Source organism: Acinetobacter sp. ANC 4805 (assembly GCF_022549495.1).
Lineage (GTDB): Bacteria > Pseudomonadota > Gammaproteobacteria > Pseudomonadales > Moraxellaceae > Acinetobacter.
Genome location: NZ_JAKZGD010000002.1, coordinates 81,871 through 107,633 on the forward strand (window position 1 = coordinate 81,871; position 25,763 = coordinate 107,633).

The 25,763-nt window shown below is 39.2% G+C and carries 23 protein-coding genes and 1 riboswitch; of the genes, 10 read left to right on the forward strand and 13 right to left on the reverse strand.

Annotated features, from left to right (window positions below; genetic code table 11):
* Nucleotides 1–100: 100 nt before the first annotated feature.
* Nucleotides 101–865 carry a DUF4184 family protein gene (locus tag MMP60_RS02995; RefSeq protein WP_241334904.1) on the reverse strand — a complete coding sequence of 255 codons (765 nt, stop codon included), beginning with the start codon at nt 863–865 and terminating at the stop codon, nt 101–103.
* Nucleotides 866–1,001: 136 nt separating this feature from the next.
* On the opposite strand from MMP60_RS02995, the gene znuD reads away from it, so the two are divergent.
* From znuD to MMP60_RS03010, 3 genes are all read left to right on the forward strand, one after another.
* A complete protein-coding gene (gene znuD / locus MMP60_RS03000; protein WP_241334905.1) occupies nt 1,002–3,053 on the forward strand; it encodes a zinc piracy TonB-dependent receptor ZnuD in 2,052 nt (683 codons plus the stop codon).
* Nucleotides 3,054–3,132: 79 nt separating this feature from the next.
* The gene (locus tag MMP60_RS03005) at nt 3,133–4,596 is read left to right on the forward strand and encodes a phospholipase D family protein (RefSeq protein WP_241334906.1); all 1,464 of its coding nucleotides are present in this window, start codon (nt 3,133–3,135) and stop codon (nt 4,594–4,596) included.
* A 25-nt stretch (nt 4,597–4,621) separates the two neighbouring features.
* Entirely contained in the window at nt 4,622–5,428 is an 807-nt protein-coding gene (locus tag MMP60_RS03010; RefSeq protein WP_241334907.1) for a hypothetical protein, read from the forward strand.
* Nucleotides 5,429–5,512: 84 nt separating this feature from the next.
* On the opposite strand, the gene MMP60_RS03015 is transcribed toward MMP60_RS03010, so the two are convergent.
* Nucleotides 5,513–5,959, reverse strand: a complete 447-nt coding sequence (locus MMP60_RS03015) for a hypothetical protein (RefSeq protein ID WP_241334908.1) — start codon at nt 5,957–5,959, stop codon at nt 5,513–5,515.
* Nucleotides 5,960–6,131: 172 nt separating this feature from the next.
* Here MMP60_RS03015 and MMP60_RS03020 point away from each other — a divergent pair, with 172 nt between their 5' ends.
* Together MMP60_RS03020 and MMP60_RS03025 are read left to right on the forward strand one after the other, a co-directional pair.
* On the forward strand, nt 6,132–6,620 hold the full coding sequence (locus MMP60_RS03020) for an RcnB family protein (protein WP_241334909.1): 489 nt from the start codon (nt 6,132–6,134) through the stop codon (nt 6,618–6,620).
* Between the two features lie 153 nt (nt 6,621–6,773).
* Entirely contained in the window at nt 6,774–7,136 is a 363-nt protein-coding gene (locus MMP60_RS03025; protein WP_241334910.1) for an RcnB family protein, read from the forward strand.
* Between the two features lie 212 nt (nt 7,137–7,348).
* On the opposite strand, the gene MMP60_RS03030 is transcribed toward MMP60_RS03025, so the two are convergent.
* From MMP60_RS03030 to MMP60_RS03045, 4 genes are all read right to left on the reverse strand, one after another.
* Complete coding sequence (locus MMP60_RS03030; RefSeq protein ID WP_018677772.1) at nt 7,349–7,846, reverse strand: phosphate-starvation-inducible PsiE family protein; 498 nt, start codon at nt 7,844–7,846, stop codon at nt 7,349–7,351.
* A gap of 122 nt (nt 7,847–7,968) precedes the next feature.
* Nucleotides 7,969–9,750: an acyl-CoA dehydrogenase C-terminal domain-containing protein gene (locus tag MMP60_RS03035; protein ID WP_241334911.1), complete on the reverse strand. Its 1,782-nt coding sequence runs from the start codon at nt 9,748–9,750 to the stop codon at nt 7,969–7,971.
* Nucleotides 9,751–9,911: 161 nt separating this feature from the next.
* The gene (locus tag MMP60_RS03040) at nt 9,912–11,714 is read right to left on the reverse strand and encodes an acyl-CoA dehydrogenase C-terminal domain-containing protein (RefSeq protein WP_241334912.1); all 1,803 of its coding nucleotides are present in this window, start codon (nt 11,712–11,714) and stop codon (nt 9,912–9,914) included.
* Between the two features lie 353 nt (nt 11,715–12,067).
* Complete coding sequence (locus MMP60_RS03045; RefSeq protein ID WP_241334913.1) at nt 12,068–12,442, reverse strand: heavy-metal resistance; 375 nt, start codon at nt 12,440–12,442, stop codon at nt 12,068–12,070.
* A gap of 131 nt (nt 12,443–12,573) precedes the next feature.
* Between MMP60_RS03045 and baeS the strand changes: the two genes are divergently transcribed.
* Entirely contained in the window at nt 12,574–14,253 is a 1,680-nt protein-coding gene (baeS, locus tag MMP60_RS03050) for a sensor histidine kinase efflux regulator BaeS (protein ID WP_241334914.1), read from the forward strand.
* 45 nt (nt 14,254–14,298) lie between these two features.
* Nucleotides 14,299–14,985 carry a response regulator gene (locus MMP60_RS03055; protein ID WP_241334915.1) on the forward strand — a complete coding sequence of 229 codons (687 nt, stop codon included), beginning with the start codon at nt 14,299–14,301 and terminating at the stop codon, nt 14,983–14,985.
* Nucleotides 14,986–14,997: 12 nt separating this feature from the next.
* Here MMP60_RS03055 and MMP60_RS03060 read toward each other — a convergent pair whose 3' ends face one another.
* The 4 genes from MMP60_RS03060 to MMP60_RS03075 all read right to left on the reverse strand — a co-directional run bounded on the left by MMP60_RS03060 (nt 14,998) and on the right by MMP60_RS03075 (nt 19,287).
* The gene (locus MMP60_RS03060; protein ID WP_241334916.1) at nt 14,998–15,873 is read right to left on the reverse strand and encodes a DUF4279 domain-containing protein; all 876 of its coding nucleotides are present in this window, start codon (nt 15,871–15,873) and stop codon (nt 14,998–15,000) included.
* A gap of 73 nt (nt 15,874–15,946) precedes the next feature.
* Nucleotides 15,947–16,528, reverse strand: a complete 582-nt coding sequence (locus tag MMP60_RS03065; RefSeq protein ID WP_241335168.1) for a L,D-transpeptidase family protein — start codon at nt 16,526–16,528, stop codon at nt 15,947–15,949.
* A gap of 10 nt (nt 16,529–16,538) precedes the next feature.
* Entirely contained in the window at nt 16,539–17,981 is a 1,443-nt protein-coding gene (locus MMP60_RS03070; protein ID WP_241334917.1) for a protein adenylyltransferase SelO family protein, read from the reverse strand.
* A gap of 136 nt (nt 17,982–18,117) precedes the next feature.
* On the reverse strand, nt 18,118–19,287 hold the full coding sequence (locus tag MMP60_RS03075) for an acyl-CoA desaturase (protein WP_241334918.1): 1,170 nt from the start codon (nt 19,285–19,287) through the stop codon (nt 18,118–18,120).
* A gap of 210 nt (nt 19,288–19,497) precedes the next feature.
* Here MMP60_RS03075 and MMP60_RS03080 point away from each other — a divergent pair, with 210 nt between their 5' ends.
* Nucleotides 19,498–20,025 (forward strand): META domain-containing protein, encoded by a 528-nt coding sequence (locus MMP60_RS03080; RefSeq protein ID WP_241334919.1) that lies wholly within the window; start codon nt 19,498–19,500, stop codon nt 20,023–20,025.
* Nucleotides 20,026–20,054: 29 nt separating this feature from the next.
* Here the strand turns inward: MMP60_RS03080 and MMP60_RS03085 are convergent, their stop codons facing one another.
* From MMP60_RS03085 to MMP60_RS03095, 3 genes are all read right to left on the reverse strand, one after another.
* The gene (locus MMP60_RS03085; protein WP_241334920.1) at nt 20,055–20,774 is read right to left on the reverse strand and encodes a glycerophosphodiester phosphodiesterase; all 720 of its coding nucleotides are present in this window, start codon (nt 20,772–20,774) and stop codon (nt 20,055–20,057) included.
* Nucleotides 20,775–20,794: 20 nt separating this feature from the next.
* Complete coding sequence (locus MMP60_RS03090; protein WP_241334921.1) at nt 20,795–21,382, reverse strand: cob(I)yrinic acid a,c-diamide adenosyltransferase; 588 nt, start codon at nt 21,380–21,382, stop codon at nt 20,795–20,797.
* 96 nt (nt 21,383–21,478) lie between these two features.
* Entirely contained in the window at nt 21,479–23,362 is a 1,884-nt protein-coding gene (locus MMP60_RS03095; RefSeq protein ID WP_241334922.1) for a TonB-dependent receptor, read from the reverse strand.
* Nucleotides 23,363–23,398: 36 nt separating this feature from the next.
* Nucleotides 23,399–23,612: riboswitch (cobalamin riboswitch) on the reverse strand.
* 117 nt (nt 23,613–23,729) lie between these two features.
* On the opposite strand from MMP60_RS03095, the gene MMP60_RS03100 reads away from it, so the two are divergent.
* Both MMP60_RS03100 and trpB read left to right on the forward strand, forming a co-directional pair.
* Complete coding sequence (locus MMP60_RS03100) at nt 23,730–24,389, forward strand: phosphoribosylanthranilate isomerase (protein ID WP_241334923.1); 660 nt, start codon at nt 23,730–23,732, stop codon at nt 24,387–24,389.
* The gene (gene trpB, locus MMP60_RS03105; protein ID WP_241334924.1) at nt 24,370–25,614 is read left to right on the forward strand and encodes a tryptophan synthase subunit beta; all 1,245 of its coding nucleotides are present in this window, start codon (nt 24,370–24,372) and stop codon (nt 25,612–25,614) included. Before MMP60_RS03100 ends, trpB begins: the two co-directional genes overlap by 20 nt.
* Nucleotides 25,615–25,763 lie beyond the last annotated feature (149 nt).

Genomic DNA, 25,763 nt, shown 5'->3' on the forward strand with positions numbered 1-25,763 from the left:
ACAGCGCACCACCAATGAAGGGGAGATTATGCCTTGTTGAGCGTATTGTCTCAAGTCTTAATGTTTTAACAGAATCTTAAAGCAACACTTTTAGAGAAAATTATTGCATGCGACCTTTTCGATCGAATACCAGTAACAGTAGGCATGCGGCTGTAAAGATACAAAGCCCTGTTTGAGTAAATTCATTGATTGATTTACCAATGAAAAAATATCGTTCTGTATACCAAAGTTCAGATGAAATATGGCGACTATAGTCCCAAATCGACAACAATCCAGAAACTATTGAAATTACTAAGCTAATAGAGATAAACCATTTAATATTAATTGGTACAGGTTGAGTTTGTTTATGTTTGGTGTAATAGCTTTTGCACATTAGGAAGATAAAAGGTAAAGCGAGAATAGATGAGCTGATCTGTAAAATAAAATGTAAGGGGTAATGAAAGCCGAATAGAGTAATCTCTTGAGCGAGAAAATCTCTAAAAGCAAAGGTGCGAAAGTCGAGGTGAGTTAAGCCATCCCAAATGAGATGTGTAGCTGTCCCCAACATAATTGCAAAACAATTCATGAGACTAAAAGCCACAACATCATCAAAAGAGTTGATTTGTAATGGATCTTTAAGCCCTAAGAAACGATAACTCACAGGTCTATAGATGAAATACCACAATAAACAGAAGAATAATCCAATCGGAAGATTGGGAAATAACAGACCTGACCATTGGTGTGTCAACACAATATTTGCTTGTGTGAACAGACGATACAAATCAGGTGTCATACAGCCAATGGCTAAGGCTGCGATTGGTAAATGACCTTTGCTCAATTTAGATAAGGGCGGTGCAAGTACCGCATGGGAAAGCGTAAAAGGCATATCCTTGAAGTATTCAGATCATTAACAGAATGGATAAGCAGTGTAGCAAATGTTTTTTGTTGAGATGTTTTTTATTGCAAAATGATTGAAATGTTATAATATAACAAATTATGTTTAAGCTAATTTGAGACGTGGCATGTCATTTCCTAAAAATATTTTGACTTTATCTATTCTAGCAGTAGCGAGCAGCGCTACCTTTGCAGAAGAACAAGCAAAGGTTCAACAACTTGCCACGATTGAAATTAAAGCTCATCCATTAGAGCGTAATGCTGCGGATTTTGCCGTGGCAGATCATGTGATTGAACAAAAGGATTTAGCAGAAAGAAGTGCAACTTTAGGAGATGCTTTGAGCGGTGAGGTTGGTGTACATACCAATCAGTTTGGCGCTGGCTCAAGTCGACCTGTCATTCGTGGACAAGATGGTGCCCGAGTCAAAGTTTTACAAAATGCCTCTGAAAATATTGATGTCTCAACATTATCTCCTGATCATGCCGTGACTGTTGATCCATTATTGGCGAAGAAAGTTGAAATTATTCAAGGGCCATCCACTTTGCTGTATGGTGCTGGAACGGTTGGCGGTTTGGTTAATGTCACAGACAGCAAAATTCCGACACAGATGCCAGAAAATGGTTATGAGGGTAATGTTGGTTTACGTTACAACACAGGCAGTGATGAAAAGCTTGCGAGTGCAGGCATCACAGTCGGTTTAGGTGATCAAGTTGCGTTACGTGTTGAAGGGCTCAAACGTGAAGCCAATGATTATATTGCACCTGATTATTTCCATGAAGGTGAAAAAGAACGACGAGTCGATAATACTTTTGCCAAAGGGCAAACTGTAAATGTTGGTTTATCGTGGATTTACGATCGTGGTTTTACGGGTATTTCATATAGCAATCGTCAAGATCAATATGGTTTGCCTGGACACAGCCATGAATATGAAAGCTGTCATTTACATGGTCTGAGTTTACATTGTGGTGATCACGATCCAGATGATGGGCATGATCATGATCACGAAGAACATGCACATGATGCAGGTCCTTGGATTGATTTAAAATCGGAACGCTATGATGTTCGTACTGAGTTAGATAATCCATTTGCAGGTTTTAAAACTTTACGTGCGCAAGCCAGTTATACTGATTATCAACATGATGAGATCGAAGAAGAGACCATCGCAACTCGTTTTAAAAATAAAGGTTACGATGGACGCTTAGAGTTGGTACATAACCCACTGGGTGCATGGGAAGGGGTGATTGGCACACAATACGGACAACAAAAATTAAAACTCACAGGTGAAGAAGCATTTTTAGCACCAAACACCACTAAAAAATGGAGCGTGTTTGCATTAGAACATGCGCAATTTAATGATGTACATGTCGAATTAGCTGCTCGTGCAGAACAACAAAAAATTGATATTGATGATGCAACGAAAAAAGATTTCGATGGTTCAGCCTTTTCTGTTTCAGGTGCAGCCAATTGGGAGTTTGCACCGAACTACAAACTTTCTTTGGTTACGTCACATCAAGAGCGTTTACCTTTAGCACAAGAGTTATATGCCAATGGTGGACATTTTGCGACCAATACCTATGAGCTAGGTAATGATCAGTTGAAAAAAGAACAGTCAAATAATGTCGAGCTTGGCTTCCATTATGATGATGATAAGTTGGATTATCATGTGCATGTTTACCATAACTGGTTTGACGACTACATCTATGCACAAACTTTAGATCGTTATCAAGATTTCCGTTTGGTTCAGTATGCCCAGGATAAAGCCAAATTCTACGGTGCTGAAGCAGAAGTGGGCTATCAAGTCTCTTCGATTTATAAACTTAGTGCATTTGGTGACTATGTACGCGGCAAGATCGACAATGACAATGCACCACGTGTACCTGCGGGACGTTTAGGTACGAAAGTGAATGCTGACTTTGGTGATGGTTTTAGTGGTTCAGCTGAGTACTATCATGTTTTTCAACAAGACAAGATTGCAGCTTATGAAACAGATACACAAAGTTATAACATGTTAAATTTGGGTGTGGCGTATTCAGGTAATTACAGTAATGTTGGTGATTATCGTGTATTCCTCAATGCCAATAACGTGTTGGATGATCAAGTTTATCAACATGCATCGTTCTTATCGACGATTCCACAAGTTGGACGTAATTTTACCGTTGGTGTGAACTTTAGTTTCTAATTTGTCACTTAAATCTTATTGAAAAATCAAAGTATAAGCTCTAGCCTTAAACCATTAGGCTAGAGCTTTTTCTGTTTATATGCGTATCTTCCAAAGAATTCATCAAAAATTAAACTGGTCAGGTCGACGTTACATGGCAGTCATATTGAGTATTTTTGCGATTGGGTATATTGCTTCGGCAATTTACCATACTGTAAAACCACTCCCTAAAGGGCTAGATTTTACGGGGCAACTGCGCCATGCCAATGTGAAATTTTTGGCAGATCAGACCTATCTTGATGCACAAGGTCAACAGCAAGTTGATCAACACATTTTCAAAGAAATTTTTCAATTGATTGACGAAGCACAGACCACGATCGTGTTGGACATGTTCTTATTTAATCAGGAAGTGGGTGCATCTAAGGTTAAGCAATTTCCATTGACGCAGCAATTAACAGATGCACTGATTTTGAAACGGAAGCTTTATCCGACAGTTCAAATTGTGGTGATTACCGATCCAATTAATTCGGTTTATGGTGGTATAACGCCTCAGCACTATCGCCAACTTCGCCAAGCAGGTGTAGATGTTATTGAAACTGATTTAAAACCTTTGCGTGCTTCAAATCCATTGTGGTCGGGTTTTTGGTATATCTGCTGTCAAAATTTAGGCAATAATCCTGAAGGTGGTTGGTTAAGTAATCCTTTTGGAAATGATAAGGTGACCTTGCGTAGTTATTTGGAATTGTTCAATTTTAAAGCCAATCATCGCAAAACCTTAGTGGTAGATACTGCTCAAGGTTGGAAAAGTTTGGTCACTTCAGCCAATCCACATGATGGGAGTTCACATCATAGCAATGTAGCACTAGTCGTCGATGGCCCAACAGCAATTGATGTCCTGCAAACAGAGCAAACTGTTGCCAATATGTCACAAGGCTCTAGCCCATTTGTGATTATGGGGGGATTGGCTGAAGATAAAAGCTTGCCACAAGTTCAGGTACTAACTGAAAAAGCGATTTATGACGCTGTGTTGAACATGATCCAATCTGCAAAACGTGAAGAACATTTGGACATGGCAATGTTCTATCTGTCTGAGCGAAATATTATTGAGGCATTAAAACAAGCAAAACAGCGTGGGGTGAATATTCGCATCATGATTGATCCGAACAAAGATGCTTTTGGTCGTCAAAAGAATGGTATTCCAAACCGTCAGGTGGCATCAGAACTCAATGCCATCGGCATTCCGATTCGTTGGTGTGATACGCGTGGTGAACAGTGCCATAGTAAGATGCTATTTAAATACAATACACAGCAAGCTGAGATCATTTTAGGTTCAGCCAACTTAACGGCACGGAATCTGAAAAACTATAATCTTGAAACTGATATGCGTGTGTTAGGTTCAGCGCAAGCACCAGTTTTTAAAGATGCAGGACAGTATTTTGATGCTGCTTGGACAAACGCACATGGACGCCAAATCACGGTTGATTATGCAAAATATGCAGATGAGTCAAAAGTGAAATACTGGCTCTATCGTTTTATGGAATGGTCGGGTTTATCTACTTTTTAATTCAGTATAAATAGGGTTCTACGCAATGGCGAAAATTAAACTGAATATCAGACAGGATGAGCAGATTGATTTAGATGTACATCAATTCAATCATTATGCAGATATTGTTGAAATTCAAAGTTGGGCAGAACTCTTAGAGTGTTATTTAGCACTAAAACAAGAAGTTAAGTCTAAGAAAGTATTTCTAGTTTTGGATGATAGCGCACAGGCAGAATATACTTCTATGCATGCTGTAAAAGATCATCGGCTGTATATTGATTTTAGTGATGATCTTAATGATATTGATCCCAATGATCCATTGTGGAATCAGACCTATCAGAATGTTTGTGTCCCAAAGCAGTTTCAGCATCATGTTCAACAACTGAGTCATCTAGACCATCAGCGAAACTTTAAAAGCCTAGCTGGAAAAATGCAGCATTATGATGAGAATGATTTAGAGGCACTGGTTTATTTCAATGAAAATCTATTGATTTCTACCAATACCGAAATTACGGTTAAAGTTGCTGAAGTAGAGACAGAGTCTCTGAAGTTGGCAATGATGCCGAATGGCTATTTTTCGTGTGATTTTGATTCATTTGAAAACTTTGCGATCATTCAGCAGATGCAGCACTATGGTTTTGAGTTTATAGGGCTAGGTGCATCTTTATTGGGATGGATTAAAACATCAGACTTCAAAGCAGAAAAGATTGAAGATTTAATTCAGGATCTCGCTGTGATTTATCCTTTAGATTCATCTCATCAAAAGGCAATGAAAGCCCTAATTTTAAAAAATAACTATCTGATTTTACCTTATTCAGAGTCGCCACAAGAGTATTTAGATTACGACCTGTAATCATTACTAAATTGATTTCAAAAAGCTTAATTGGGATGTTTGCTCCGTATTAAGCTGATTGAAAACATATTATCAATAAAAAAATTAGGGATTGGGTGAAATCAACTGATCTAAATCTTTATCAGCCATCTGATCCAGTTCACTTAAATCTGTTTTGATTTTCCACTGACTTTCATCTTCAACAGGTGTTGGAAGTCGTGCTTCCAACCAATCGCAGACCACATCAGGATTAAACTCTGGATGGTTGCATTGAATCACCCAAGCTAAAAAGTCTTTTGCTTCGCCATTCATATAGGGTGGTGGTGAAACTGGGAAAAATTGGGTAGGTAAGCGTTCATTGGTGGACAAATAGTTGAGCACATGACCAAGTTCTTGAACGGTTTGCCATGCAAGTGGATGAGCAACATCAATATTAAATTTAAACCACCACGCATGTTGACCATCTGTACCATGTGCAACGATACGAGCCTCTTGCACACTTGGCACTTTACAGAAGAATTGATAAAGACGATCAAAATTCATTTCAGCCACAGATGTTGTCTCAAAACCAAAAAAGCTATTTTAACATATCTCTTTGGATGTATATGCCGATGTAATCGGTCGAGGGAAAAGAACAATTGATCTGAAAAAATATTATTACAACAGTCATGCTTAGTTTTTATTCTAAAATATAAAAATACTCTGATGATCTAGGGCGATAAGGATGAAGCAATCTAAATTGTATATTTATGGCTTGGCAGGTCTTTTGGGCTATCTCCCTATCATGAGTTATGCCGATAATGCATGGGGAGGGTATAGTGGTGTCGAACGACGTTCATATCCTCAAACACCTACTTATCAGCCACCTGCACAAGATCCTTTTGCATTTTCAAATCAGCGCTACACGCCGACAGCACCGCCGAAAGGCTATTATTATCAACCGAATCAAAATAATTATTACCCTTATCCGAGCCATCGACCAGGTGTTCGTATTGAGTATTATCCAGAAACACAATATGAGCATAGCTATCGCCGTGAGTCTTTTGTGGTTGGAAATGAGTTACCTAGTGAATTTCGAAGTGAACGTTATGTGATTCGAGATTGGGATTCATATTCATTGTATGAACCACCAAGAGGTCGGCATTGGGTGATCGTTGATGGTCGTTATCTTTTAGTGACAGATGATAATTTTAGGATTGAAATTATTCGCTGATTTTAAATGTTTTTTTGAATTTTATTCAAAATAGAAATCTCCATAATTTCTTGGCTTTCATTACAAAGCTTTGCAATGTCGTGGGTTTTATTCATGCTTTCTCCTTGAGTTTTTCTTAATCTAATTTTAGATCGAAAAACAGAGGATCAAACAATGAAGAAGACAGTCGTGTTATTTGTATCAACGATGATACTTGGTGTATCTGCTTCAGCAATGGCAGATTCAAATCGTTGGAACCATGATCATAAAGATCGCTACGATCACCGCTATGACCACCGTTACGATCATCGGGAACAACCACATTGGTCGAATGGCGACCGTGGTCATCATTATGGTCAACGTATCAGCCTTAAACGTGGTGAGCGTTTACCGTCAGAATTCCGTAGTAATCGCTATGTGGTTTCTAACTATCGGGCTCACCGTTTGTATGAACCACCTCGCGGCTATAACTGGATGCAAATACAAGGTAAATATGTTTTAGTCGACTCGAAATATCGCGTGTTTAGAGTGGCTTAAATTAATTAATAAAAAAACAGGTATCTCGCCGTAATGCCAGTCAGTTAAGCATTTTTAATCTTTCCCTTACGAAGCGAAATTTCTCATCTTTATCAAAGGATGGCGTATTTCGAAACTCAATGGCATTCCCCCTCTTTTTCAAAGAGGGGTTAGGGGGCTGATCAATCTGTAATAATGCTGAGCGGCATTAGGCATTTCGCCTGCTTTTTTATTTATGCAAGTTCGTCATCTTGTGGTCTTGGTGTTTTATTTGCAGGGAGTTGTTGTTCATGGTCTTTACCTCGTATGACCGATGGGTAGTTCCATGAAGCAAAACGTACCACCCAAATTGCCAAAGCTAAGATCAGAATAGAGCCTGTAATGATGACCAAATCCATAGAGGCTTTATGATTGTGTTGAATATCAGCAATCAGTAAACGAGTTAGTGCAGTAATTGCCACATAGATGAGGAAGCGTACAGGCATGTGATTGGTTTTAAAGTAGATACCAACCATTGCCCCCAATTCTAAATAGATGAATAACAATAGGATGTCATCAATGGTAGCGTATTGTTTAACCGTCAAAATTTCAATGACAGTATGCACTGCTGACCAAGCGACCATACAGCCGATAATAAACAGGGCTAAATAATGAAAGGCTTCTACGGCATAATGACCTAAACGGTCAAACAGGCGTTGTAGGTTCTCAAGTTTATCTTTGGAGTTTGACATACCGACTTATATTCTCAACATGATCATTAAAATGTTATGCAAGTTTTATGCTGATTTTATTATAGCCATAAAAAAACTGCCTAAACCAAATGATTTAGGCAGTTTTTAAAACCGAACTAGAATTAAGCTTGGTTTGTAAAATAGTCTTCGCTGAAGTTCATGATCAAGTCAGAACCTGATCTGATCTTCGCAAGGCGAGAATCAAGTTCTGGCAAAATGCGGTCAACAAAGTACTGTGCCAAAGCAAGTTTGTTTTGGTAGAAATCACCAGACTTGTCTTTTGCAGCAGCAGCAATTTTCGCGAACATATAGCTGAAGCTAAGTAAGCCAACTGCGCTTAAATAATCTACTGCAGTCGAGTTCGGGAATTCTACATTTTCAGCCGCTTGTTCAATGATGAACTGAGTGATTGCTTCGATTTCAGTTGCAGCATCTAAAGTTGCATCTTTAATGAAGTTTAAGTCAGTGTCTAATGCATTGGCAAAATCACGGATCTCAGTGATATATTCAGCGATGAAAGCACCACCACACTTAATGGTTTTACGACCAATTAAGTCTTGAGATTGAACGCCGTTTGTTCCTTCGTAAATTTGAGAAATACGAAGATCACGGATGCACTGTTCCATACCCCATTCACGAATATAACCGTGACCACCAAATACCATTTGTGCATCTAAAGTTGCTTGGAATGCGGTATCTGTGAGGTAAGCTTTTGCAATCGGTGTTAACAGTGCAACGCGGTCATTGGCTTTCTTCACTGCTTCTGCATCAGTAGAGAATTTAGTGATATCGAGTTGCTGACCAACATACACTGCAAATGCACGAGATGCTTCATTGTTCGCACGTGCATTTAACAACATACGACGTACATCACCATGAACTAAGATGCTATCCGCTGGTTTGCTTGGCGATTGAACACCAGAAGCACTACGACCTTGTAAACGATCAGTCGCATATTGTGCTGCATTTTGGTAAGCAAATTCAGAAGCACCAAGACCTTGGATACCCATTGATAAACGTTCATAGTTCATCATCACGAACATTGCTGCAAGACCTTCGTTTTCTTTACCAACGAGGTAACCTTTTGCAGCATCAAAATTCATGACACAAGTTGCAGATGCTTTGATCCCCATTTTATGTTCAATCGAACCAGGGCCAACAGGGTTACGCTCACCTAAAGAACCATCTGCATTTACAATGTATTTCGGTACGATGAATAAAGAAATACCACGTGAACCAGCTGGTGCATCAGGCGTTTTTGCAAGAACTAAGTGAATGATGTTTTCAGCGAGGTCATGATCACCACCTGTGATGAAGATCTTAGTACCCGTAATGTTATATGTACCATCTTCATTTGGTTCAGCTTTAGTTTTGATAATACCTAAATCTGTACCTGCATGTGGTTCTGTTAAGCACATTGTGCCTGACCATTCACCAGAATAGATTTTTGGTAAATACGTTTCTTTTTGCTCTTGTGAAGCATAGCTGTTTAACGCCATACCAGCACCGACAGAAAGAAGCGGGTAGAGCATGAATGATGGATTGGTTGCGAACAACATTTCATCAGAAAGAACAGTCAGCATTTTTGGCATTGCTTGACCGCCCCATTCCTCATCAGCACCTAAGCCAATCCAACCACCTTCAGCGTATTGACGGAATGCTTCTTTGAAACCTGCAGGTGTGAAAACTTCACCGTTAACCCAACGTGCACCTTCTTCATCACCAGTACGGTTAAGTGGGTGAGTTACGTTTTGAGCAAATTTAGCCATTTCTTCTAAAATTGCTTCAGCAGTTGCAGCATCTACATGAGCAAGATTCTCATTAGACTGCCAAAATTGTTCTGCTTTAAATACATCATTTAAGATGAATTTCATGTCTGCTAAAGGTGCATTGTAAATTGGCATAATCGTTCCTTTTTACGCACAGGTCATGTGCAAAGTGATTAAATAAAACGAACAAATAAATTGAATAGTGTAAATTTAGCATTGATTAAACAAAAAAAGGACGGTCAAAACTGACCAGTCCTTTTTCTGTGATGAACGTTGCATCTCATTCTAATCTATGATTAGAACGCGAAGTGTTCCGCATCAAGTTCAAACAATGGTGCAACACCAGTTGAAAGTACATCTACGTGTGAACGAATACGTGGCAAGATCTTCTTGAAGTAGAAGCGAGCAGTCGTTACTTTTGCATTGTAGAAGTCAACTTCAGTTGTACCTTCAGCCAATTTCTCTTGAGCAACAAGTGCCATACGCGCCCATAGGAATGCAAGTGTTACATAACCAGAGAAGTATAAGTAGTCAACCGCAGCTGCACCAACTTCATCAGGGTTTTGCATTGCACGCATACCGATTTGCATCGTGATATCGCCCCATTCTTTGTTCGCAGCAGCCAATGGTGCAAGGAACTCTTGCATTGCAGCATTGTCTTTGTTTGCTTCAACAAATTTATGGATGATCTTGGTGAAGTCTTTCAACATTGCACCTTGAGTTTGCAATACTTTACGACCTAACAAGTCAAGTGCTTGGATTTCAGTTGTACCTTCGTATAAGCAAGCAATACGTGTATCACGTACGATTTGCTCCATACCGTGTTCAGAAATGAAACCGTGACCACCAAACACTTGAACACCGTGCTTCGCAGATTCTGAACCAGTTTCAGTTAAGAATGCTTTAGCAATAGGTGTTAACACAGATAAGATGTTGTCAGCAAACTTACGCTCTTCTTCAGTTTCGCCTTTTTCAACGACATCTGCATATTGAGCAAGTAAGTAAACAAGCGCACGACCACCTTCAGCAAATGCTTTTTGAGTTAAAAGCATGTTACGAACAGCAGGGTGAACAATAATTGGATCTGCTTCTTTTTCAGGTGCTTTAGGACCTGAAAGTGAACGCATTGCTAAACGGTCTTTTGCATATGCTAACGCACCTTGGAAAGAACCTTCAGATGCAGATAAACCTTGAACAGCAGTACCAATACGTGCAGTGTTCATGAATGTGAACATGCAGTTCAAACCACGGTTCTCAGGTCCAATCAAGTAACCTTTTGCTTGGTCAAAGTTGATGACACAAGTTGCGTTACCATGGATACCCATTTTGTGTTCGATTGATCCACAACGAACCGCATTACGCTCGCCAACAGAACCGTCAGCATTTACGTGGAATTTTGGTACGATGAACAGTGAAATACCTTTAGTGCCTTTAGGCGCGCCAGGTAAACGAGCAAGTACGATATGAATGATGTTTTCAGCCATGTCGTGTTCACCAGCAGAGATAAAAATTTTCTCGCCAGAGATTGCATAGCTACCGTCAGCATTTGGTTCTGCTTTAGTACGGATAATACCTAAGTCTGAACCTGCATGAGATTCAGTTAAGCACATTGTACCTGTCCAAACACCTGAAACAAGGTTTGGCATGTAAATCGATTTTTGCTCATCAGAACCGTGATGTTCAATCGTACGAACAGCACCGTGAGAAAGACCAGGGTACATACCCCAAGACCAGTTCGCTGTACCTACCATTTCAGAGATTGCAATCCCTAAAGAGTTTGGTAAAGCTTGACCACCGAACTCTTCATCAGCAGAAAGAGATGGGAAACCAAGTTCGATATATTTTTGATATGCTTCTTTAAAGCCTGTAGGTGTCGTAACAACACCGTCATTCCATGTACAACCTTCGCGGTCGCCCACTTGGTTTAAAGGAGAAAGCTCATTTTCACAGAAATCAGCCGCTGCTTCTAAATATTGATCAACCAATTCGCGGCTTACGGTGCCTTGAAATGCAGGAAGTGTTGCGTAATGTGCTTCAGCATTTAATAATTCGTGCAATACGAACTGCATATCACGTAAGGGTGCTTTGTATTGTGGCATAGCATTTTCCTCAATACTGGTTAAACCAGAGTTATAATCTTAGTCAATGATAAATATACCCAAAGAGGGTAGCATTTTGTGTTGCTAATCGTGCAACAAGTTATAGTTCGGTACAAGCTTTAACAGGGCATTTCTTAGTGACTGTAAAGTCAAAGATAATCATAAAACTATGTTAAAGCGTATTGATTGTAGGTAGTTTCCCTTGAATCTGCTTGTAATAATATGCAAAAAATCGTAAGCAGCTGTGTAGGACAGATGAGGCTTTGAGGTCTGTTGATCATTTCACTGAGTCGTAATATTTGTCAGCATTCATAAAAAAGGCGCTTAAAAGCGCCTGTGGGTAGAATAAGGAATTAAGTTGTGGCATTGGTTTGGCGTTTGAACTGTGATTGGTCAGGTGTAAAACGAATTTCACAACTGCCTTCTATTACACGATTATTCAACTGAATACTCACGCGTTCACCAGTGCGCTTTCCTTGACAAGCTTTTTCAATTTCAGCTCTTTGTGCTTGATGCTCTTCACGCATTTGTTCACGTTTTTCTGAGCGTTGTTCGCGTTTCGCTTGCCACTCCGCACGTTGTTCAGGTGTTAGTTGTTCACGTTGCATATTCGAGTGACGGTGGTCACGCTTCATTCCTTGTTCTGGAGGTATCGTTGACTGACAGGCAGCTAAACCTAAAACAGAACTGAGGAGTGTGGTCATCAATGCGATTTTTGTCTTGTTCATTGTTTTATCCCGTGTCATCTGTTGTGATTTCATGGTTAAAGATTAAATAATAAAGATGAAGAAACAATGAAGAGTTTTTTTCGACCATGTTGGTTACAATTCATAAATAGAACACTATTGAGATTGCGCTTTTGAATGTTCGTCGCGTGCCCTTAGCCTTACGTTTATTTTTAACGGTATTACTCACGACCTTAGTTATTGCCACCATTAGCTTGGGCGTGTTGCATTGGACGATGCAAAAGAACTTTGCTCGTTATGTCGCTGATGTCGAAATGCAAAAATTAGATCGTCTGATTGATAATTTAGGCAATGTTTATACAGTTTATCATGATTGGGGCAACGCTATTCAGGCGCAAATTTTACAAATTGAAGGAACGGCTGCACCAGATGATTATGATCGTTTGTCGCAGTGGTGGTTACGTCGACAGTATGATATTGCATTACAACAGCGTTATTTCAATGACCATACGTTATTAACGCTTTCTCCAACCTTGGCACAAAATAATACGGAAATAAAAAATCGTCAGTTATTCAATAATGAAGAACTCAATATTCTTAAGCAAAACTTACCTTCTGAATATCAGCCATTTGAAGGGCTACGTTTTCCACTTAGCCCAGCCCAATTTCGATTAAAAAAGGATGACCGAAGTATAAAGGATGACAAAGGGAGACCTCCGTTACCGCCTGAAGGTGATCCTGGTAAAAAACGATTTGTTCCGATTCCTGACCGTTTAGGTTTGAGCTCACGACTTTCTTTATACGATGAAAAACACCAGTTTATTGTTGGTGAGCCTGCCACAGATCAAATTTCTTATCGACCAATAATTGTAGGGCAAGAGGTCGTTGGTTATTTAGGATTAAAGCCTGTTTTAGATCAGGATGATGCCTCAAGTATCAATTTTTTTAGTAATCAAAAGCGTTATTTACTTTTAGTTTATGCACTTACTGTATTATCAAGTTTGGTTGCAGCCTTATTGATGGCGACTTATTTTAAAAAGCCAATTCAATGGCTATTGAATGCAACCTCAGAACTTACACGTGGTAATTATCAGCATCAAGTGAAGATTCGACGGAATGATGAGTTGGGTGATTTATCAAATCAAATTAATAATTTAGCTGATATTTTACATCAACATGAAGAATCACGCCGTCAATGGGTCGCAGATACCTCACATGAGTTGAAAACGCCTTTAGCTGTTTTACAAGCACAAATTGAAGCAATGCAAGATGGGATTCGTAAGGCGACACCTGAGCATTTGAGTGCAATGATGCGTCAAATTAGCAGTTTGAAGAAACTAACACAGGATTTGGCTGATTTGGCGCAAGCAGATGCACAACAACTCAAATGTTATTTTGCTGAGGTCAATCCGTGGGATGTAGTATTGCAGGAAGTAGAGAACTTTAAATCTACGTTTGATCAAAATCAGTTGGAGGTGAACTTGTTCGGTGAGGGCACAGTTTTATCTTTAGATTTAGATCGCTTTAAACAGATTATCGTTAACTTATTGGGCAATTGTGTTCGCTATACCGAGCAAGGTGGAAAAATACAGATTCATACTCAACAAAATGAGCAACAATGGATAATGTATGTCGATGATAGTCCATTTGGCGTGAGTGATGAGCAGTTGGCGCATCTGGGTGAGCGTTTCTATCGTGTAGATGATTCACGTACACGAAGTACAGGCGGTACAGGTTTAGGCTTGGCATTGTCATGTAAATTGGCACAAGCATTAGGTGGTTCACTGACTTTTGATCATTCACCTTTGGGTGGATTGCGTTGTGTACTGACTTTCCCAAAACCAATCAAATAACTTTTAGAACCTCTTTTCTAGAGGATGATGGATAGGATGAAAACCATGAAACATATTATGTTGGTTGAAGATGAAGTTGAACTGGCGCAGTTAGTTCGTGATTATTTAGAAGCAGCTGGTTTTGAAGTCAGTATGTTTCATGATGGTCAAGATGCTTATACTCAGTTCCAGCAACGTAAACCCAGTCTCATGATTTTAGACTTGATGGTTCCACGTATGGATGGTTTAACTATTTGCCGTAAAGTGCGCGAGCAATCTGATCTACCGATTATTATGGTCACTGCACGTACTGAAGAAATTGATCGTGTCTTAGGTTTAAATATGGGTGCAGATGACTATATTTGTAAACCATTTAGTCCTAAAGAGTTGGTTGCTCGTGTTCAAGCTGTTTTACGCCGTTTGGAGCGTAAGGCAGAACCTGATCAAAATGATTTATTTCGTATAGACAAAGCGCAGCAACGGATTTGGTATCAACAAAAAGCATTAACTTTAACGCCAACTGAATTTCGTTTATTGGAATTATTTTTGGAGCATCTCGGTCAAGTTTATTCACGTGCGCAACTGTTAGATCATATTAACCCTGATAGTTTTGATGTGGCCGATCGTGTGATTGACAGCCATATCAAAAACCTACGCCGTAAGATCACAGATGCTGCCGAAACAGGTAATCGCCATGAATGGATTCAAGCCGTTTATGGCGTTGGTTATCGTTTTGAATATCCTGATGAATAATAGAGTTCTAATCTAAGCAAAATAATAATCCACATCTAAACTCAAACCTAGTGCAAACAATTGTTGAATATTGGCTGCACTGACGAGTCGGTGATGTGGATTTTCAACATGCCCAGTTGCACTGATACCGAGTGAATATTGGGGATTAAAAAATAGCTGCTGTAAGGTACTTTGATAAGGTTGTAACTGTTCCAGTACATCACTGATATGCTCATTCAGTTTTACTGTTTCTCGATTTAAACGTGAAGAAAGATTTATTGATGAATTACGATGATTGATCCTCGGTCTAATCACTGCATTTGGTCGAATAATATTACGACCCTGATCAAAATATACTTCAAAAGTTAATTCAGGAAACAGTTGTTGTAACTCCTTTGCTGGTAATTTAGACCAAATACAGAAATAAGCATATTCACTACATGGTCTTGATTCTTCTATTGTTACTATTGGTTTTGCATATGGATAATTGTGTCCATCATCTTGATCCAAATAACCATGTAAATGAAATCTAGCATTTAATTCGCTCAGCTCCCGTAATAGATCAATATTAAGATGAAAACCAGCGCCTTGCGTATTTACATCATGCGTGACCAAATGCAGAGTACAGTTGAAATCGGGTGATATTTGTAAGATAGAAGTGTTATGTTTAAGACGAGTAAACCAATGAAATAATTGCTGTGCATCATCTTGACAGTCATCGACATCAAAGCGAATACACATCTGTTGAAATTGATGTGTACCATCATCACTGATTTGACCTTTATTCCAAGCTTCATAGCCACACATTCGATCAAAATGATATTGTTCAATAATCTGTTGAACATCTTGTTCACTGTCTTGGGTAATGGTGAGGTAAAAGTATTCACTATAGCTTTGTTGTTGGGACATTTTTTATCAATCTCATTTTATCCTGTGGATAACCACAACATTATCCACAGAAAATGTGGATAGTTTTCAAAAATTACGGGTGAATATTGATCTTTGTATGATTGGAGACGAGTGCCCATATTTCATCCATATCTGAATTAGTGACAGCAATACAGCCCAAAGTCCAATCTTTACGAGGCATATAAGTTGCGCTTGAAGGCAATGAAGCTGCCCGTGTAGGCACTGTTCCATGAATCATAACGTCTCCACCTGTAGATTGATGCTGCTGTTTGGCGAAAGCCAGATCGTTTTGATTCGGGTAGGAAATATGTAGCGATTTATAATATGAACTTTGAGGATTGCGCCAGTCGATTGAGTACGTTCCTTCAGGTGTTTTGCCATCACCTTCAAATTGTTTATGCCCGATTGGGTTAAAGCCCAAACGAATCGGATAGCTTCGAATCACTTCATCTTGATGTTTCAATTGTAGAAGTCGTTGGCTTTTAAACACTTCAATTGAAGTCACAGGTTTGGTTTGATTGAGTCGTTGTATATCTTGTGCTGAAAGAGGTTTGTGTGTTGGTGTGAATGTAGGCAGAAACTTCCCATACTGATAAAAAGTCAGTCCACTGAAAAGAATCACTATTATAAATCCAACAACAAACTTGAGTTTCATCATTGATCTTCTACGATGAACAACTTACTGAAATTTCAGGCACATCACTTGGTAAAGGTGCGGTATCTTGTTCAGTTTCCAACTCAGGCTGTTTTTGATAAGGCTGATGGAGTAGCTTAAATAAACGCTCAACTTCACTGAAATCACCACGTTCAGCTTGTTCAATCGCTTTTTGTGCCATGTGATTGCGTAAAATATAATGTGGATTGGCACCTTGCATAATTCGATCTAATTCATCCGTATCCTGATTGTTACGAATGTCCTGATATTGATGTAGAAAAGCATCAAACTGACGTAGGTCTAAGCAGTCATCACGGAGTGCTTTATATGCCTTGTTTTGTAGGCGAATAAAACTTTGCGTATAGTCGAGTTGTTCCGTTTGTAAAATTCGTAAGAATGCAAAACTACAATCTAAACTGTCTTTATGAAAATGGGGGAGTCCCATCTTTTCACAAAGTCCTTGACCGTAGTGGTGTAGAAAGATTGGTTCAAATTGTTCTAAGCAAGTCGCTAAATCTTGTTTGAATTGTTCTTTATGCTCAGGCTTAGTTAAAGGAATAAGATTGTTCAACCATGTCCACAAATTCCAGTGTCCAATACTGGGTTGGTTTTGATAGGTATAGCGACCTTGATAGTCCGAATGGTTATTGATCCAATTTGGACGGAAACGTTCCATAAAACCATAAGGACCAAAATCTAATGTTGAGCCTGTAATATTTAAATTATCGGTATTCATCACACCATGCGCAAAACCGACCAATTGCCATTTGGCGATCATGATTGCTGTACGTTCAATGACAGCTTTAGCAAACGCAAGGTTTGGATTGTCAGCTTCTAAACATTCTGGATAATGCCATTCGATACACTTTTGCGTAAATTCAGTTAAAAGTTCAGGTGCATATTGATTGATCCACTCAAAATGACCGAGGCGAATGTGACATTCTGAAGTGCGTAACAACATTGCACCAAGTTCTAAGGTTTCACGTTGTATACCTTGTGTCGATGTGGTGAAACCAACCGCATGACTAGATGCTACACCAAGTGCATTAAGTGCATGTCCAGCTAAATATTCTCGAATAACTGAACGAAGTACGGCACGACCATCGCCCATACGAGAGTAGGGGGTAGAGCCAGCACCCTTGAGGTGTAGATCAATGGTTTGCCCATGTTGATTTAGAATTTGTCCAATCAATAAACCACGTCCATCGCCTAATTGACCTGCCCATTGACCAAATTGATGACCTGCATACACCATTGCCAAGGGCGTAAATTCAGCAAAAGTTTTTTGCCCACTACAAATCTCGACCCAATTGGCTTTATCTTCTTCACTCCATTCCAATTCATCTGCCAAGACCTCGTTGAAATGACCTGCTTTTGCACCACGTAAAGGACTTGGTTGTTGCTGATGATAGAGCTTTGAATTAAGAGATGGATAGCGAGGATTGAAATGCATAGGTCAATATCATGGCAAGGAACTGAATGATGACTATAACAAAGATAGGTCTAAAATAGTGAATTGTGGTTATGAGCTGAGTCTTTAAATAGGCATAAAAAATGGCCTCTAAAGAGACCATTTTGTTGAATAATTTTTATTCCGAAACTGGTGCTTTTTTGATATTACGCACTAATGTTTCTAAACATTCACGATGGTGTGCAAGGCGATGTTCAAGGAGTTGGAAATCAACTTTAAGCTTATGATCCATTTGATGGATTTTTTCAGCCATTGCCGCTTTTTTCGCTTGTAGTTCTTGCTCTTTCAATTTAGCCCAATCATTTAATGTATTGGTAAATGCTTCATATTCTTGAGCAATACGTTGTTTCATCTGAGCGATATCAGTATTTACATCGTGACCATAAATTGCGAGGTCTTGTTCAGCATATTTAAACTTCATCGCAAGCTCTGCTTTTTGGATATTAAAGCTTGGAATACGACGTAGATTTTTGGCTAAACCTAACTTAGAACTTGTCCAAATTAACCATTTTGTAGGGTCATATTGCCACCATTTTACGCCGTTACGATAATCGTATTGGAAAATATGGTGATAGTTATGATAGCCCTCACCCCAAGTGAGGATGGCTAAGATGAAGTTATCACGTGCAGTATTTTCGTCAGTGTAAGGGCGTTTACCCCACATATGACAGAGTGAGTTAATGAAGAAGGTGACATGATGGCTAAGGAACAAACGAACTAAACCACCTAAAAGTAATACACCCCAGATATCACCAACCAACCAACCGACAGGCAACAAAATACCTGCATGAACAGCAATAACTAAAGGAACATAATATTTATTTTGGAACATGACTAATTTGTCATTTAACAAATCAGGTGCATTTTTATAATTTGGTTCGGCCGCAGGGTAGTTACGTAACATCCAACCCATATGTGCATACCAGAATCCATTATTAATCGAATAAGGGTCTTGATCGATATCATCAACATGACGATGATGGGTACGGTGACCTGAAGCCCAAAATAAGATACTATTTTGAACTGCAAAAGTACCCATAATCATAAGAATGATTTTTAAAGGTAGGGTTGCTTCATAAGCACGGTGTGCCCATAAACGATGATAGCCAGCAGTGATACCTAAACTGCTTACACCTAGTAAGACAAACATGCTAATCCATGCGCCCATACTAAAGTCATGATAATAGGTATAAATTGGAATCGAAATGAGTGCAACAACTGGTAAAAATACCAATGCAAAAATTGCAATCCAATTAATGGGTGCTTTCTTGAGTGGGGCGGAAGTCATATCCGTCAGCGCTCCTAAAAACCTTGTTTACACAAGATATAAAACCAAACGAGATAGCAAAACCAATCATGACGATATATTGCTATTTTATGCCTGATATTAGCATGCTCAGATTAGTTAGCACTAGTATTATTCTACAGTTGTATTGAAAGAACAGTAACAGAATTCATTTGTTGAATTAATCAATGAATTAAAAGGCGAAATAAATCAATGTCTGAACAAATAAGTGTGAAAAATACAATTTATTCTTTGAGCAAGTCTTTTTACAAAACTTTAATATTATCTGCCGCTTCCGTGCTTATTGCATGTCAAAGCCAACCAACTCAAGTCAATAAAAATAGCTTACAGCCAAAGCGTGTAAATCAATTGCCACCCATGCAAGTTCGCAAGAGTAATGATGGCGTTCAAGATGTAAATTGGCAAATTACCATGATTCAAAATAAACGTGCTTTATTTTTCAACCAATATCCAAGTTTTTCGCTGAATTCTATTGCTAAAACTGTTTCAGGTCATACAGGCTGCAATATTATTTATGGGACGTATCAATATGATTTTACCCAAAACAAAATGGGTTTTGATGTGAGAGCGCAGCACTTTAGTTGTGATAAAGCATTAGCACAAGAAGCAGACCTTATGGATGCGATGCAGCGGATTGAACGTTTTCAGATTGAAGGGACGAATTTATATTTATTAGATGCAAAAGGGCAGCGTTTAATTCAGGCGCAATCTAAAAAATAAAATCAGTTGGCGGAATAAATTCCGCTGTTTTATAAAGTCAGATTTTGTAACATGGTGCTTGGTACATCGGTGATCAAGCCTTGAATGCCTAATTGTTGTAGGTGTTTGGCACGTTCAACCTCATTAACTGTCCAAACACTGACGTCAAGCTGAGCTTGCTGAGTGAGCTGAATGATTTGATCGGTTGCAAGTTGATCTTTCCAGCCAATTTGGCAGCATCCGTATTGATGTGCGAGTTCGATTGCATATTCCCCGATTGGAATTTCAACCAACAGACCGCGTTTAAAATGACTTTGGTGTTGTTGCAATGCCGCTAAAATTTTTACATCAAAACTGGTAATCGTAGCAGCCTGTTCAAAGCCAACTAAATCTTGATGTAATTGCAGAATTAAACGCTCAGCAGCAGCTTCATCTGCAACTGCTTTAATTTCAACTTCAATATGTTCAAAGTCCGTTAAACAAGCCATCACGTGGGGCAGGCTAGGTGTGTATTCTTCAAATGCCCAAGCATGCCATTGATGACGATGATCGAATTGCTGAGCCTCGGGTAAATTACAGCTTTCAACATGCTGTAATTTGCCCGTAGTACGAACAAAATCATCATCATGAATCACCACCAATTGGTCATCTTTGAGTTGACGTACATCAAACTCGACAGCACGTATACCTAAATCATGCAGATAACGAAAGCCACCTAACGTATTTTCAGGAGCTTCGCCACGTGCGCCACGATGACCAATGATTCGCATTTTGATTTGCCTTAAAATAATTATGCTTGATCAATACTATCATTAATGTTTTTTTGCCAAAGTACTTCACTACCGCCTTCTGCACACTGCAAAGCACGCGAAGCAACAAATAACCAGTCAGATAAACGGTTTAAAAGTTGTAATGCAGTAGCTTGAATGTTTTGATCACGGTTGTGTACTGACATTAAAGCGCGTTCTGCACGGCGGCATACGGCACGAGCTTGATGTGCATAACTACATGCTAAGCTACCTGAAGGTAAGATAAACTCTTTGAGCATTGGTAGCGATTCATTCATGTGATCAATTTCTTTTTCAAGAAATTCGATACAAATTGGTTGGAGTAAATGGTAGTTCGGAATACAAACTTCACCGCCTAAATCGAACAGCCAATGTTGGATCAAGCTTAAACTTTTATCCCAATCAGCTTTATTTTCAATTTGAGATGCGCTGATTTGTGCTCTTAATACGCCAATCGTGGCATTGAGTTCATCTACATCACCTAGCGCATTAATTCGTAAGTCATCTTTAGCAACACGTGAGCCATCCCCAAGCCCTGTTGTGCCTGAATCACCTGTGCGTGTATAGATTTTACTTAAACGATGTCCCATGAAACTGTCCTACAAATAAAAAAGGGGATAATGTCGGTCAGAACATTACCCCGAAATTGGAGTTAAGAAAATATTTTTATTGTCTAGATTGCACGATTAATAACGTAAAGTCACACCCATAGAAGCTTGGCGACCACCGTTGATATACCAATCTGTTGCAGATCGAGATACTTGGTGGTACTGATTATCCCAAAGGTTTTGAATGTTGGTAAAGACTTTTACATTTGGATTAATATTCCAAAAGGCGTTGAAATCCATCGTCGCATAGCCTGGTACTTGAATAGGATTTGCAGTATTTGATGCATTTGATTTTGAACGAGCAATCGCTGAAATATTGATACCGTAGATAGAGTTCTCTAAACCAGTTGTTAGGGTAACAGTATTTTTTGGTCTGTAAGCTATTTCTAACCCAGTTTCTTTATTTTCAGTTTTTACATAGGCATATTGGGTTGAAATGAAGTAATCATCTTGTTGCCATTTTAAACCTAATTCACCACCTTTAAATGTGGCTTTATCAACGTTTAAGTTTTGATAAACAGGAAAAGTTGTTACCCAATCACCATCACAGGTTGCAATACATTGAGATGAAATTAAATTCTTAACTTCATTTTGATAAAGTGAAATATTTGCAAGTAACTTTTGATTCAATTGATAGTCAGCACCAATTTCATAAGAAGTACTTTCCTCTGGTTTTAAATCAATATTTCCTCCCCATTGTGAGTACATTTCATTGAGTGTTGGTGCACGGAATGCACTTCCAATATTCGCATACACACTTGCATTCGGTAAGAAATGATAGCGAACAGCAGCTTGACCAACGGTATGATCACCAAAGCGCTCATTGTCTTCTAAACGTACACCCACTTGCGTATCAAATTGTTCATTTTTAAATTGGTGTTGGAGGTAATAGCCTGTACTATCAACACTCTGATCACCTTTTAAAATTGTGTTGGTTTGATAATTTGCATCCGTATATGTTGCACCAACTAAGATATTTTGATTTTGGGTGAATTTCCATTTTAGGCTTAAATCACCTTCATTATTTTCAGTGTCGTAGCGTGAGCCATAAGAAGGTACATTTTGCTTATCTTGCGCATTTGAATAACGTGCATTTACGATTAAATCAGGCAAAATATTGTAGGCAAGCTTTGCATTAATGACACGATTCTCAAATTGGCGTTGTGCTGTATTGGTAATATAGTTATTAGTGAAAATATTGGTTCCTTTATTTTCACTAATTGAAGCAGAAGCATCTATTGTATTTTCTTGATAAAAACCGACTTTGGCGTGATAGCCCTTTTGGTCATAACTGGCTTTTTCACTTTTAGCTTGGCTTTCTAGAATGCGTGTGCCATCGCTTTCTAAGCGTTGACCACCGACTTGTGCATAAAAACCTTGATCAGTCACTAAATTGGCATTGGCGATCGTTTTATAAGTATTATTTTCCCCATAAATGCCAGTTAAATCGGCACCTGTTTTTTCAGGTCTTTTTGAAATTAATTGGACAACACCACCAATCGCATCACTACCATATTGTACAGATGCAGGTCCTTTTAAGATTTCAACTTGTTGAACATCAGTTGTATCTAAAAATGCAGGATAGAGTGGGGCAAGTTCATTTTGACTATTTAAACGAGCACCATCTTTAAGAACTAAAGTGTGAACTGATTTGGCACCGCGAAGTGAAATCTCAGAAATTTGTCCTAAGCCACCGCTTTGTTTTATATATACCGATGGATCACGTTGAATGACATCAGAGATATTTAATATAGGATTTTGCTCAATCGTCTTTTGATCAATTACTGTAAGGCGTGCAGGAACATTCTTTAACTTTTCTTCAGTACGAGATGCTGTTACAACAATCGTATCAAGTGTTGCTGTTTTATCCGTTGATTGATCTTGAGCAAAAGTAGTTGAAGAAAACCCCATCGCAATAGCGATAGCACCAACTAAGCGTGTCGGTTGAAAAATAGTAGACATGATGTCGCTCCATACATTCACCCATCGTGAATGTTAACGTGGAAATAAACAACAAGCAGGTCTCCGGACTTCACTATATCATCACAATCGTGATGCTATTAATCATCTTCCCACATCATTCAGATGCAGTGATTTGGCGTTTAGCTGAGATTAATAATTCGGTGTTACCGTTGCGAGGGCAGTGTTGGATTTGCACCAACTTCCCTATAAGCAAAAGAATTTGCTTTAGACTTGTTGTGAGATTGAGCAAAGTATAAAGTGTTCACGTTTTTTAAACAATTGCATTTGGAAATGAACTTTGCCCAAATTCTGTCAAATTGCTTTACAATATGAGCGTAGCAAATACTCATTTCAAATTGGACATCAAATGCGCCAAGCTCAACTGCGAACTCGTGCCAAAATTTGTGGAATCACTCGCGCTCAAGATATTAATGCTGTTGTACAAGCTGGAGCAGATGCAATTGGATTGGTCTTCTTTCCTCCAAGTCCACGTCATGTCAGTATTGAGCAAGCTCAAGTATTAGCAAAGTCAGTACCGCCTTATGTTCAGTTGATTGGCTTATTTGTAAATGCAAGCGCAGAAGAAATACAAACAGTGCTTGATTCAGTTCCTTTGGATGTATTACAACTACATGGCGATGAAACACCTGAACAATGCCAACAGATTGCACAGCAATGTAAGCGCCGTTGGTACAAAGCCATTCAGGTTAAACCCGATTTAGATATTTTGACCGAAATTCAACGCTATCAAGCGGTAGGTGCAAGTGCAATTCTACTTGATGCGTGGCATCCTGATTTAAAAGGTGGAACAGGTCACTGTTTCGACTGGAATAAATTTCCAAAACTCGATATTCCACTAATCTTGGCAGGGGGCTTAACCCCTGAAAATGTGAGTGACGCTATTGATACCACAGCAGCTTTTGCTGTGGATGTCAGCGGAGGCGTCGAGTCCGCAAAAGGTATAAAAGACCAACAACTCATTGAAAAATTTATGCAAGGAGTCCAACGTGGATCAGCAAAACCTTAGTCAACAAAATCAGGCGATTGACTACACCCAGTTTCCAGATGCTCAGGGGCATTTTGGTATTCATGGTGGGCGTTTTGTGTCAGAAACGCTTATGGCTGCACTTGAAGACTTAGAAAGTCTTTATGGTCGTATGAAAAATGATGCCCAGTTTTTAGCAGAGTTTGACCGTGATCTTGCGTTCTATGTTGGTCGTCCGAGTCCACTTTATCATGCTGAACGATGGTCTCAGCACCTCGGCGGTGCGCAAATTTACCTGAAACGTGAAGACTTGAACCATACGGGTTCACATAAGGTCAACAACACGATTGGTCAGGCTTTATTGGCAAAACTGTCGGGCAAAAAACGTATTATTGCAGAAACTGGTGCGGGTCAACATGGTGTTGCGACCGCGACGATTGCTGCACGTTTAGGTATGGAATGTGTGGTGTACATGGGTGCTGAAGACGTAAAACGTCAAGCCATGAATGTATATCGTATGCGTTTGCTTGGGGCGACGGTAGTTTCTGTGCAAAGCGGTTCAAAAACATTAAAAGATGCCATGAATGAAGCAATGCGTGATTGGGTGACTAATGTTGATACGACTTATTATGTGATTGGTACTGTTGCTGGTCCACATCCATATCCACAACTCGTTCGTGATTTCCAATCAATCATTGGTCGTGAAGCACGTCAACAAATCCAAGCGCAAGCAGGGCGTTTACCTGATGCTTTGGTCGCTTGTGTTGGTGGTGGTTCTAATGCAATGGGCTTGTTCTATCCATTCTTGAATGACCAAGATGTGAAAATGTACGGTGTTGAAGCCGCGGGCTATGGTATTGAAACAGGTAAGCACTCTGCGCCATTAAATGCAGGGCATGTTGGTGTATTACATGGTAACCGTACTTACCTGATGTCGGATGAGCAAGGTCAAATCATTGAAACCCATAGTATTTCAGCTGGTTTGGACTATCCTGGTGTTGGTCCAGAGCATAGCTTCTTAAAAGATATGCATCGTGTTGAATATGTGCCAATCCGAGATGATGAAGCACTACAAGGCTTCCGTGATTTAACACAGATTGAAGGGATTATTCCTGCGCTTGAAAGTTCACATGCGATGGCTTATGTCACCAAACTTGCACCAACCATGTCGAAAGATCAAATCATTATTGCAACGGTTTCAGGTCGTGGCGATAAAGACTTGATGACCGTTGCTAAAATTGATGGTATTCCGATGGTCGACTTATAAAACTGAATATTTATGTGATATTATTGGATGAATAGTGTGCTAAAACAGCATTGATTTTTATGCGCTGACTAGCTATACATGGACGTATAACACGATAATAATCATACAGGATTGTAGGGGATGAAATACTCCTTACCCAGATATATCAG